The sequence below is a fragment of the Leuconostoc sp. XM4 genome, from assembly GCF_055698815.1.
Genome location: NZ_CP134507.1, coordinates 1,765,924 through 1,778,328, shown reverse-complemented (window position 1 = coordinate 1,778,328; position 12,405 = coordinate 1,765,924). Strand labels below are relative to the sequence as shown.

Annotated in this window: 12 protein-coding genes and 2 other annotated features (1 of these 14 only partly in view); of the genes, 11 read left to right on the top strand and 1 reads right to left on the bottom strand. The window is 38.0% G+C overall.

What is annotated here, in order from left to right; all coding sequences use genetic code 11:
* Positions 1–21: 21 nt before the first annotated feature.
* Complete coding sequence (locus RHP64_RS08990) at positions 22–879, top strand: S1C family serine protease (RefSeq protein ID WP_025268488.1); 858 nt, start codon at positions 22–24, stop codon at positions 877–879.
* 93 nt (positions 880–972) lie between these two features.
* Here the strand turns inward: RHP64_RS08990 and RHP64_RS08985 are convergent, their stop codons facing one another.
* Positions 973–1,299: a thioredoxin family protein gene (locus RHP64_RS08985; protein WP_002815833.1), complete on the bottom strand. Its 327-nt coding sequence runs from the start codon at positions 1,297–1,299 to the stop codon at positions 973–975.
* A 155-nt stretch (positions 1,300–1,454) separates the two neighbouring features.
* Positions 1,455–1,753, top strand: a binding site (T-box leader).
* Between the two features lie 54 nt (positions 1,754–1,807).
* Between RHP64_RS08985 and RHP64_RS08980 the strand changes: the two genes are divergently transcribed.
* The 10 genes from RHP64_RS08980 (at position 1,808) to RHP64_RS08935 (ending at position 12,296) form a co-directional block, all read left to right on the top strand.
* Positions 1,808–2,725: a homoserine O-succinyltransferase gene (locus tag RHP64_RS08980; RefSeq protein WP_025268487.1), complete on the top strand. Its 918-nt coding sequence runs from the start codon at positions 1,808–1,810 to the stop codon at positions 2,723–2,725.
* Complete coding sequence (locus tag RHP64_RS08975) at positions 2,722–3,831, top strand: trans-sulfuration enzyme family protein (protein ID WP_025268486.1); 1,110 nt, start codon at positions 2,722–2,724, stop codon at positions 3,829–3,831. Before RHP64_RS08980 ends, RHP64_RS08975 begins: the two co-directional genes overlap by 4 nt.
* Positions 3,828–4,967 carry a trans-sulfuration enzyme family protein gene (locus RHP64_RS08970; protein WP_011680396.1) on the top strand — a complete coding sequence of 380 codons (1,140 nt, stop codon included), beginning with the start codon at positions 3,828–3,830 and terminating at the stop codon, positions 4,965–4,967. Before RHP64_RS08975 ends, RHP64_RS08970 begins: the two co-directional genes overlap by 4 nt.
* A gap of 51 nt (positions 4,968–5,018) precedes the next feature.
* On the top strand, positions 5,019–6,146 hold the full coding sequence (locus RHP64_RS08965) for a vitamin B12 independent methionine synthase (RefSeq protein WP_025268485.1): 1,128 nt from the start codon (positions 5,019–5,021) through the stop codon (positions 6,144–6,146).
* A 201-nt stretch (positions 6,147–6,347) separates the two neighbouring features.
* Positions 6,348–6,824 carry an S-ribosylhomocysteine lyase gene (locus RHP64_RS08960; protein ID WP_025268484.1) on the top strand — a complete coding sequence of 159 codons (477 nt, stop codon included), beginning with the start codon at positions 6,348–6,350 and terminating at the stop codon, positions 6,822–6,824.
* A gap of 127 nt (positions 6,825–6,951) precedes the next feature.
* Entirely contained in the window at positions 6,952–7,101 is a 150-nt protein-coding gene (locus RHP64_RS08955; RefSeq protein ID WP_002815827.1) for a hypothetical protein, read from the top strand.
* A 147-nt stretch (positions 7,102–7,248) separates the two neighbouring features.
* Complete coding sequence (locus RHP64_RS08950; RefSeq protein WP_025268483.1) at positions 7,249–8,376, top strand: 5-methyltetrahydropteroyltriglutamate--homocysteine S-methyltransferase; 1,128 nt, start codon at positions 7,249–7,251, stop codon at positions 8,374–8,376.
* A 193-nt stretch (positions 8,377–8,569) separates the two neighbouring features.
* Positions 8,570–9,862, top strand: coding sequence for an O-acetylhomoserine aminocarboxypropyltransferase/cysteine synthase family protein (locus RHP64_RS08945; protein ID WP_014325114.1), 1,293 nt, complete (start codon positions 8,570–8,572; stop codon positions 9,860–9,862).
* Positions 9,863–9,975: 113 nt separating this feature from the next.
* Positions 9,976–11,571, top strand: a complete 1,596-nt coding sequence (locus RHP64_RS08940) for a peptide ABC transporter substrate-binding protein (protein ID WP_025268482.1) — start codon at positions 9,976–9,978, stop codon at positions 11,569–11,571.
* 8 nt (positions 11,572–11,579) lie between these two features.
* On the top strand, positions 11,580–12,296 hold the full coding sequence (locus tag RHP64_RS08935; protein ID WP_014325112.1) for a gamma-glutamyl-gamma-aminobutyrate hydrolase family protein: 717 nt from the start codon (positions 11,580–11,582) through the stop codon (positions 12,294–12,296).
* Positions 12,297–12,405: a binding site (T-box leader), on the top strand; it runs 160 nt beyond the window's last position. It abuts the gene before it with no gap.

Genomic DNA, 12,405 nt, shown 5'->3' with positions numbered 1-12,405 from the left:
ACACATATGAAAGGGCGAGTTATGAAAAAGCATTCTTTAATTATCGTTGCTATAGTTTCGGCATTGGTAGCAAGTTTTGTTGTCTATTCTGGATTGCAACCAGATTCTTGGTTCCAGCAACGTACAAATACAACAAAAACAAGCAACTCAGCTGGTACAACAACTATTGCCAAAACAGCTTACACAAGTAGTGATACGGCAACAACGGCTTATAACAAAGTGAAAAACGCTGTGGTTACCGTTCAGAATTTACAGAAAACATCGTCAAGCAGTAGTTGGTCATCATATTTCCAGCAAAATCAGCAAGATAGTAGTTCTGAATTGGAAACAGCATCAGAGGGTTCAGGTGTTGTTTATAAAATTTCTGGTGGCTATGCGTATATTATTACCAATAATCACGTGGTAGCTGATTCTGATGAATTACAATTAATTACCGCTAGCGGTAAAAAAATCCAAGCAACTATCGTTGGCACAGATTCAAGCAAAGATTTGGCTCTGTTAAAGGCAAAAACCACAGATATCAAAACATCAGCATCCTTTGATAATGCCAAAAAACTGCAGTCTGGTCAACAGGTCTTAGCAATCGGCTCTCCTTTGGGTTCTGATTATGCTACTTCTTTGACTAGTGGTATTGTTTCAGCCCCACGCCGCACACTTTCTGCTGAAGAAACGGGTTCTTCAGCAACTACTGCTATTCAGACAGATGCCGCTATCAATCCTGGTAATTCTGGTGGACCATTGATTAACCTAAAAGGTCAAGTAGTTGGTATTAACTCGTCAAAAATAGCTTCTTCTACGGACGGTACGAGTGTTGAAGGCATGGGATTTGCTATTCCAGCAGATATTGTTCAGACATTTATTAAGAATACCGAAAAGTAGTAACTAACATATTAACGCAACATAGAAATAGCCCATAATATCACAAGTTTAGTAATTTCTTGCGATATTTATGGGCTATTTTTGGCATTAAAACTAAAGTGTTGAATGATACCAATCTACGATTTCTTTTGGTGTTAGGCGTTCGCCGTGTCCGATACGTGAAATTTCTTGTCCATTTTCAAACAAAACAAAAGATGGAATACCACGCATGTTATGTTTTGTTGCGACATCAATATTTTCGTCTCTATCAGCATCAAACCATTCAGCAGTTTGTGTAACTTCATCTTTGATAGTTTGAATAAAAGGCTTTATGGCTTTACAATCACCACACCAATCTGCAGAAAGAAACATGACATGACGACCGGGCTTGTTTATATGTTCCTCAACAGCTTCATTTGAGTTATGTGTTGGTTCGTACATAATTTATTTACCTCACTAAATTCTAGTAGAATTGTACCATAAAGTAGTTTCTAATGCTGAATATAAAACCGAGATGAAAGAAGATATAAAAAAATACCATGAGAAATATTAAAAACTATTGACATATATCAAATTAAAAGTTATAGTAATAATCAATATAAACGTTGAAAAGATAAGTACATCTTTGAATCTTAGCTAGAGAGCTCGTGTTTGGTGAAAGCGGGTAAGATAATTAGTTGGAAAATGGTCTTGGAGTTTTTTACGGATACGAGCAAGCGAACACTCATATGTGTTACGCGGTAAGTTGAAATCGGGCGTCCCCGTTACTGGACAACGTATAAACCAAAGCTTTCACAGATGTTCTCGACGAAATTTTTTGGCGTACGTTTGGAGGTGTAAACTGGCAATGTTTACATAAATACCGGGTGGTAACACGTCAATTAACGTCCCGTAGTATCTTTAGATACTACGGGACGTTTTTTATTTTTTAAGAATTTGGAGGGAACGTATGAGTGTTATATTAAATAACGGTTTGTTGAAGCGTGAAAGCTTTGTAATCGGTCGTTTTGAAGTATTAGAACCGACTATCAATATACTCTTGGTCAACTTAATGCCCAATCGATTACAGACTGAAAAGCAGTTCACAAGATTGTTGAGTCATTTGCCTATCAATGTGCGAGTAACATTTGCAGTACCAAGTGAGCATGAAATTCGCCACGATACGGATGCAATTATGACTAACTATGTCACACTCAACGATATTTGGCACAAAAAATTCGATGGCATGATCGTTACAGGTGCGCCAGTGGATCGCATGAAATTTGAACAAATCGACTATTGGGATGAATTTCGTCATTTACTAGAATGGCGAAAAACACATGTAACTGAAAGTCTATTTGCATGTTGGGCAGCGTATGGCGCTGGCTATGCAGAGAGAAACTTTCCTGTTAAAGCCTTGTCAGAAAAAATTTCGGGTGTCTTTCAAGCTAGCCAAATTTTTAAACGTCATTCATTATTAAAAGATTTGGAAAACATTAGTATGCCACAATCTCGTTACTTTACGATACCAAATTTTGGTGTGGCTAGACGCTTGAAAGTTGCTGGTGACGATATTTTGGGCGCATTCATTTTGAGGGATGAACATGTAAACTCAACCTACATTACTGGACATTTCGAATACGACACTGAGACTTTAGAGAACGAATATCTTCGTGATATAGCAATTGACCCAAACACAATTAAGCCTAAGAACTATTTTTATAATAATAAACCAACCAATACATGGCAGACTTATGCTGAAAAATTTTTTGTAAATTGGGGGGAACTGTTGATGGAAAAGATGACTTCATCAAGATCAACAATACCAACATTAAATCAAGAGAGGAACAAGCTGGGTCTAGGGACCTCGCGATGTAAATACTTATGAGCATTAAAATTGATACATTATTAGCACAGGGCGGTAACGGCAGTGATGACATTAAAACAGGGGCAGTAGTTAGTCCATTGTATTTTTCAACGGCCTATCGACATCCCAATTTGGGTGAATCATCTGGCTTTGACTATGCACGTTTACAAACACCCACACGTCAAATATTGGAAGAGCAGTTAGCGGATTTGGAACAGGGCGTGCAGGCATTTGCTACCAGCTCTGGTATGGCAGCGATTGATCTTTTGTTTGCGTCATTGATTAAAAATGGTGACCATTTTGTTACCTCGGATGATCTATATGGCGGCACATATCGCTATTTCGATGCCATTGTTGAACAGAGTGGCGTGAGCTATGATGTTTGGAATGGGGTGGATGACATTTCGACCTTAATTAACGAAACCACGCGACTTGTTTGGTTGGAAACACCATCTAATCCAACGATGAAAGTAATCGATATTCAGAAGTTAAGTGCAAAAGTAAAAGACATCAATCCTGATATTTTAATTGCTGTTGATAACACTTTCTTAACACCTATTTTTCAACAGCCATTGACACTTGGCGCGGATATTGTCGTTCATTCCGCCACAAAGTATCTTGGTGGACATAATGATATTTTGGCTGGAGCAGTAATTGTTAATAGTGATGATTTAGCTGAAAAATTAGAAATATCACTGACGACACGCGGACAGGTTTTAGATTCGTTTAGCTCTTGGTTATTGTTACGTAGCTTGAAAACGTTGCATCTTCGGATGCAACGCCACAATGAAAATGGTCAATATTTAGCCAAAAAATTACCGTGTATGCCCGGTATAGATAAAGTCTTATATGCTGGTGTTGGTGGAATGTTGAGTTTTTATTTGTCAAACGATTATGATGTAGATGCTTTTTTGAAAGGATTACAAATCGGGTCTTTTGCGGAAAGCTTGGGTGGTCCAGAAACGCTAATTACGATTCCTGCGGTGCAAACACATCACGATATGAGTCAAGAGCAGCGTGATCACTTGGGTATTACCAATCAATTGGTGCGTGTGAGTGCCGGATTAGAAGATAAAGAGGACCTATTGGCAGATTTAAGGCAAGCAGTTGAAGGAGCAAAGCGATGAGTGATTGGACAAATATTATTGATGCAGCAACAACAAATGATCCACTGTCAGGTGCAATTAATACACCGATTCAACTAAGTTCAACCTTTAGTCAAAAATCTTTTGATGAATTTGGAGAATATGACTACGCTCGCTCTGGAAATCCCACTCGTGACGCGGGTGAAAAAGCATTAGCGCAGCTTGAACATGGAAAGTACGGGTACCTTTTTAGTACTGGAATGGCAGCAATTAGTAGTGTGCTGTTTACCTTATCAGCTGGGGATCATATTGTTGTTAGTAAACATGTTTATGGCGGCACATTTCGAGTTTTAGAAGATGTTTTGCCACGCTGGGGTATCACACACGACTTTGTTGACTTTAGCGATTTGGCAGCAATCGAGCAGGCTATCAAACCAGAGACCAAAGCATTGTATATTGAAACACCCTCAAACCCAGTTTTGAACATTACTGATATTCGTGCGGTAGTTGGTATCGCAAAGAAACATCAGTTGTTTACAATTGCTGATAACACATTTTTATCACCATTCTTGCAGAAGCCTTTGGATCTAGGTGTTGATATTGTGGTTCATTCGGCAACAAAGTTTTTGGCAGGACATTCTGATATTCTTGCTGGTGCTGTCGTAGTTAATGATAAAAAATTAGCAGACCAAGTTTATTTTATTCAAAATGCGGTCGGGGCAACACTTAGCGTTTTTGATACGTGGCTGTTGTTGCGTGGTATAAAGACACTTGGTGTTCGTATGACGCATTCAAGTGAATCAGCGCATAAAATAGCTGAGCATTTAGAAGCTCATGAAAAAGTATCAAATGTCCTATACCCAGGGTTAAAAACACATAAAGGCTATGAAATTCATGCTTCACAAGCTAAAAATGGTGGGGCGGTGTTGAGCTTTGATGTAGGCAGTCAAGAAAATGCTAAGAAAGTAGTGGAGTCCTTACATATCCCAGTATTTTCGGTTAGTTTAGGAGCAGTGGAAACAATTATTAGTTACCCGCCAAAAATGAGCCACGCAGAGTTAAACGTTGATGAGTTGGCCAAATGCGGTATTACTCCTGGTTTGTTACGCTTCTCGGTTGGATTAGAGGATGCAGATGATTTGATTGCAGATTTGGATAGTGCATTAGCCTTAATTTAGCTTGATAGATTACGTGTAGGTATTAAAATACCGGTGTTTAAGGAGAAAAACATGACAACTACAGAAACAAAAAAATTAAATTATCATTTTGATCAAGTGGGATCTTACTTACGTCCAGAAAACCTGAAAAAAGCGCGTGAGCAATACGCACAAGGCGAAATTTCGCACGATGATTTACTAAAAGTTCAACATGATGAAATTAAAAATCTAGTTGATGAACAAGTCAAGGTTGGTCTATCAGCTGTCACTGATGGGGAATTCAATCGTTCATGGTGGCATTTAGACTTTTTAGGTCAACTAGGTGGATTTGAATTTTATGATCAAAATGACTCGTACAAGTTTCACGGTCAAAAAACGCGATCAACTAATGTTCGTTTAAATGGGAAAGTTCATGCTAATTTAGACCACCCATTCTTTAAGGATTTTGAATATTTGAAGTCAGTGACGCCTGAAGGGGTGGAGCCAAAACAAACAATTCCATCGCCGAGTTTGATTATTAATCGCGATCACCGTTCTGATTTATGGTCAAAATATTATGATTCATGGTCAGACTTTTTAGACGATTTAGCTCAAGCTTATCATGATACACTGCAGAAGTTCTATGATCTAGGCGCGCGTTATGTACAAATTGATGATACAACTTGGGCATACTTGATAGCGCAGTTAAACGGTCATGCTGACAATCCCGAGGAGCGTGCAAAGTTTGAAAAAACAGCAGCCGATGATGTTTATGTAATTAATAAGGCATTGGCTGGCTTACCAGAGGACTTGAAATTAGCAACACACATTTGTCGTGGTAACTTTAAGTCGACTTATTTGTTTGAAGGCGGTTATGAGCCAATTGCAAAGTATCTAGGTCAACTAAACTACGATGCCTTTTTCTTAGAATATGATAATGATCGTTCGGGTGGATTTGAGCCTTTGAAAGAAATATACAATAATCGTCAAAATGTTGAAATTGTATTAGGATTGTTAACTTCTAAGTCAGCAGATTTGGAAGATGTTGATGAAGTCGTTGCCAGAATTGACGAGGCAGCAAACTATGTGCCTAAGTCTAACTTGGCTCTATCAACACAATGTGGATTTTCTTCAACGGAAGAGGGAAATATCTTAACGATTCCTGATCAATGGAAAAAATTAGCGTTGATCAAACATATTGCTGATGAGCAACTTGCTTGAGAATGAACACATGTGTTAACAATCACACCTGTAAAATGTTAATATAATAGTAACCGCGGCTAACAATAAAGATCATAAGACAGATAAAATGTTGGCAACGTTGTACCGCGCAAAAACGTTCCAACAGCATGTCACTAAGAAGTAGTATGGCACAAAGACGAAAGTCATTAAGCCATTATCTTATCTTGAAGGAGAAAAATAATGTCAGAAACAGTTGTTGAAAGTTTTACTTTGGATCATACAAAGGTTAAGGCACCGTATGTGCGTGTGATTGAAACACAAGCTGGTCCTAATGGCGGCAACATTACTAATTATGATTTGCGGTTAACACAACCTAATGAAACATCGATTGAAACGGGTGGATTGCATACACTAGAACATTTATTTGCAGGCCTTGTTCGTGATGAAATTGATGGCATTATTGATATGTCACCATTTGGATGCCGTACTGGATTTCATGTTATCTCATGGGTAAATTACGATTCGGAAACATTAGCTAAAGTTTTCAAAAAAGTATTGGAAAAAATTGTTAGTGATGAAGTAACCGAAGTGCCCGCAGCAGAAATCGAAAGTTGTGGTAACTATAAAGATCATAGTCTACATTCAGCTAAGGAATGGGCAAAAATCATCTTGGCACAAGGTATTTCCAGTGATGCGTTTGAACGTAAAATTGTTTAACGTTTAATGAAAAAAGTATTGACAAATTATTATAATATAGTATGATTGTTTTAACAAAGAAAAGATAAGTAGTGTTGTAGCGTTAAAAAGAGAGTTTACATTTGGTGAAAGTAGACAACGCGAACACATGAAAATGGTCTTGGAGTTACTGTTATTGCGAACGCACGCTGATTCATTTGTTGAAACGACGCAAGCAATGGCCGGGAGAGCCCGATATAGCGACATCAATTCTCAATATCATGTACAGATGTTCTCGAAGCATGATAAAGATGATTGATATTGAGGTGTGTAGGCTTTTTGTCGACACATAAACACCGGGTGGTAACACGACGAGTCGTCCCGCAGTCTAAATTAATTAGACTGCGGGACTTTTTTGTTGTTTTGTAACCACTACTAAAATTCAAAAAGTACAAGGGGAAAAATTATGACAACACAGACACTAAAGGCACTAGGATTTCAGCATGTTGGTTCATTTCTACGACCAGCTGAATTAAAACAAGCACGGCAAGATTTTGAAGCTGGTAAATTGACACAAGAAGAACTTGAAGGTGTTGAAAATTCAACGATTGCACATTTGGTTGATCAACAAGTGGCTGCTGGAATAGCAGTAGTAACAGATGGTGAATTCCGTCGTTCATATTGGCATCTGGATAATTTCTGGGGATTTGGTGGCGTTGAAAGATTAAGCTACGGCGAAGGCTACTTCTTCGCTCATGAGGAAACACGTGATGATTCAGCACGTTTAAATGGTAAATTGAGCTTTGACGCCAATGTACACCCATTTATTAAGCATTTTAAGTTTCTCAAAGCACTTGCTGATGAAGTGGGCGTAGAAGCCAAAATTACAATTCCGGCGCCATCTCAATTTTATGCAGAACTAGTTCGTGGTACAAATGCTGATGTTGTATCGAACTTCTATGATTCTGATGAAGAGTTTTTTGCAGATATTAAGCGTGTTTACCATGAAGAGATTCTTGCATTGTATGAAGCAGGTGCTAAAACAGTTCAATTAGATGACTGTACATGGGGCATGTTAGTAGATGCTGATTTCTGGGAAAAAATGGCTGGATCCGGCTTTGATGTTAAACAACTAAAGGCGCTGTATTTAGACTTGAACAATGGTGCAATTGCTAACTTACCAGAAGATTTAACCATTAATACACATATTTGTCGCGGAAACTATCATTCAGATTGGGCAGCTTCTGGTGGTTATGATGCGGTTGCTGATGAATTATTTGGTCAAGAAAATGTATCAAGTTACTTCCTAGAATATGATTCAGAACGAGCAGGTGGCTTTGAACCTTTGGCTAAAGTATCAGGGGATAAAAAAGTTGTTCTCGGCTTGATTACAACTAAAACGGGTGAGTTAGAAAAGAAGGAAGACATTATTAAGCGAATCCATGAAGCGGAAAAATATTTGCCATTGGATCGTTTATGGTTGTCAACACAATGCGGATTTGCTTCTACTGAAGAAGGTAATATTTTAACAGAAGAACAACAATGGGCTAAGTTAGCACTTGTTAAAGAAATCCTCGATGAAGTTTGGGGATAGATGAATACATCATATATGATGTGATATTTGTAAGGAGTAGAAAAATGCAAGCAACAACGCCTAATCGATTTTTTGAGACAACACGAGCATTAAGTACACTTCTTGGTTGTGGTTTAGTGCAAACACGAATGTGGTATCAGTAATAATTGTATTAAATGTTGCATAAAAATAACTTACATGAGGAAAATATTCTATGACTAATCCAGAAAAAAAATACGCATTTGAAACACTACAACTTCATGCTGGCCAAGAAGAGCCAGATTCAGCGACAGGTGCGCGTGCTGTACCAATTTATCAGACAACTTCTTTTGTCTTTAAGGATGCTAAACAAGCTGCTGGGCGATTTGCTTTAACAGATGCTGGCAATATTTATGGGCGGTTAACCAATCCAACAAATTCAGCTTTTGAAGCAAGAGTTGCAGCGCTCGAAGGTGGTACAGCGGCTATATCGTTAGCTTCTGGTGCAGCGGCAATTACCGCTGCAATATTGAATGTTGCTGGAGCTGGCGATCATATTGTTGCCGCATCAACGCTATATGGTGGCACGGTCGAGTTGTTTTCAGAAACATTGAAGAAATTATCTATTGATACAACATTTGTTGACCCAGATGATCCTGAAAATTTTGAAAAGGCCATTCAAGATAATACAAAAGTTATTTTCTTCGAAAGCTTAGGAAATCCAAAAATAAATATTATTGATTTTGAAGCCGTTGCAGCAATTGCGAAAAAACATGGTATTATTTCTATTGTGGATTCTACTTTTGCGACACCATTTTTGACTCGTCCGCTGGAATACGGCATTGATGTAGTTGTTCATTCAGCCACTAAGTTTATTGGTGGACATGGTACAACATTGGGTGGGGTAGTGATTGAAAAAGGAGATTTCGATTACGAGGCCTCAGGACGCTATCCTGATTTCACCACGCCAACACCATCGTACAACGGTATTGTTTGGTCTGATCTAAAAGGTGGCGCATTTGTAACTAAAATCCGTGCAGAACATTTACGTGATACAGGGGCAACATTATCACCACAATCAGCGTTTTATCTGCTGCAAGGATTAGAGACACTATCCTTGCGTGTTGAGCGCCATGTAGAAAACACACGTAAAATTGTTTCTTACTTGAATAATAATGACAAAGTGGCTTGGGTCAGTTATCCAGAATTAGATGATTCTCCATACAAGCCACTCGCTGACAAATACTTTAAGAACGGTGTTGGATCGATTTTCACATTTGGCTTAAAAGCTGGCGAAGCTGGTGCAGAAACATTGATAAATAACTTAGATATCTTCTCGTTATTGGCTAATGTTGGGGATGCTAAGTCTTTGATTATTCATCCAAAATCAACAACACACGCCCAGTTAAATGATGAGCAGCTGCAAGCAGCAGGTATTACACCGGATTTGATACGTATTTCAATTGGTATTGAAAATGTAGATGATTTAATTAACGCTTTAGATGAAGCGTTATCATATGTTAAATAAGTAGTGTTTACTACTATGGGAGAGATTTAACAGCATTTGATAGTGATTATTGCTTTTATTAAGTCATAGGCATGTTAAAATGACACTATTAATGTATTTGGGAGCGAGAGAATATGAATAAAAAAATAGTCATTGGTGCAGTAGCTGTTATCGCAGTTGCTGGCATTTATGCTGCAACACGTCCGTCAAAATCAGCGAAAGGTCATACGTTAAGAGTTGCTGTTCAAAACAACATCTCAACATTGGATCCCAATCTAGCTGATCAAGTTGGTGCGAATTGGGCAGAAGTGCAAACACTTGAGGGGCTTTATACAACATCTGCTAATGGCAAAATTATTCCGGGGGTCGCTCAAAAAATAGTTCAACCAACCCAAGGTAATAAGGTTTATACAATTAAGCTCAAGAAGAACCAAAAGTGGTCTGATGGCTCACAAGTAACGGCATCTGATTTTGTTAATTCAGTTAAACGTCAAGTAAATCCAGTTACAAAATCTACTCGTGCTAACCATTTTAAAGATATTGCTGGTTATGATTCTGTATATAATAATAAAGAAAACGTTAATAAGCTTGGTATTAGTGCACCAGACAAATACACGGTGAAAATCGAACTATCTCATCCAGTCCCTTATTTTAATTTTATATTGGCTAACCAACTGTATCCAATTAATTCAGATAAACTAAAAGAGTATGGTAGCAAGTATGGCCAAACAGCTGAGACGAGTGTCTCAAATGGTGCTTATACGATAAAAAAATGGAATCAATCATCGACGACTTGGGAATTTGTCAAAAATAAGTATTATGCTGACGCTAAAAATGTTCATTATGATACCATTAAGGCTACTCAAGTCACTGATGCAACGCTAGCTTCTAAACAATATCTAGCAAAGAAGGTCGACGAAGCAGAAATATCTGGTGGTATTTTAACGGATTTGAAGAAGAGCCATGCTACTGATATTAAATCAACACAAAAGGGACGTGTGGCGTTTATTGTTTGGAATGCTGATGATAAGACAGTCAGCAATACAAATCTCAAGCGAGCTTTGAGTTTAGCAATAAACCGCAAGGAGTTAACAAAATCAGCGTTGGCTGATGGTTCAACACCTGCCAAATCAATTGTGCCAAGTGGTGAAGTAAAAGTAGACGGTAAAGATTTCAATGCGAACTTGTCACTACCTTATAACAAGGCATTGGCTCAAAAGTATTTGAAACAAGCGCAATCAGAATTAAATCAACAAAAAATTACAATTACGCTTAATACAGCTGATACCGATGCTTATAAGGCATTAGGTGTTTACTTGAAACAGAGTATTGAAGCAACGTTGCCTGATGTTACAATTAACCTAAAGCAATTGCCATTAAATGCTGAAATTTCCGCCTTTGAGAGTCATGATTTTCAGGCTGGAACTTTAACATGGTCAACAGATTATAATGATCCCATTGATTTCTTGGATATAGCTTATTCGAAGGGGGCAATTAATTTTACAAATTGGACTAATTCGGAATATGAGAAGATTATCAACAAGGTTTCTGAGCAACATGAGGCCAATGACGCCCGTTATAAGTTGGAACAACAAGCAGCCAAGTTGAATAATGATTTAAATGGTGTTACGCCATTGTATCAAGTATCCAATGTTCATTTATTACGCTCATCGGTTAAAAACTTAGATTATCCTTTAATTGGTTATCAGAACTATAAGTATGCAAAGTGAGTGCAAAGATGAAAAAAATAGGTATACCAAGTAATAATCTTGTTCATGCGAATGCTCATTTTGGCACCAATTATGTCGATTATATCCAAAAAAATTATATTGATGGTATTAGCGGTGCGAATGCGCTACCTATCGTGTTTCCAATTGGTGATATAAAGTTGGCTAAGGCATACATCGATTCAGTTGATGCTTTGTTATTAGCAGGCGGTCAAGATGTTTCACCAGTGTATTTTGGTGAAGATCCACATATTAATTTACATGAAACTGATGCTCGACGTGATGCTTTTGAAGTGGCGCTGGTAATCGAAGCGCTTAAACAAGAAAAACCAATTCTCGGTATTTGTCGTGGATTGCAAATTATTAATGTTACACTGGGTGGCACCTTGTACCAAGATTTAGGTAGTCAGTATGACGGTTTGTCAGTAAAGCATAATCAATATCCGACAAAATGGTATGTACCAACACACCATTTAGTATTGCAACGTCAAAGTTGGTTGAGTGATATTTTTGATGAAAAATCACTTGTTAATTCTTTTCATCATCAAGCAGTGAAAAGATTGGCAGATGGGTTGAAGCTGGACGCCACGAGTTCAGATAACGTTGTAGAGGCATTTTCTGATGACTCACGACGTATTTATGCAGTACAGTGGCATCCAGAAATGTTATTGATGGACAATCCAGATGCTCAAGAATTGTTTGATTCATTTGTGGCAAAGATTGAATAGTTTTATACGAAGAAAAGATAAGTAGTGATTGATGCATTTATAGAGAGCCTGTGTTTGGTGAAAACAGGTAATGTCATATCATGAAGATGGTCTTGGAGTTTCGCTTTAG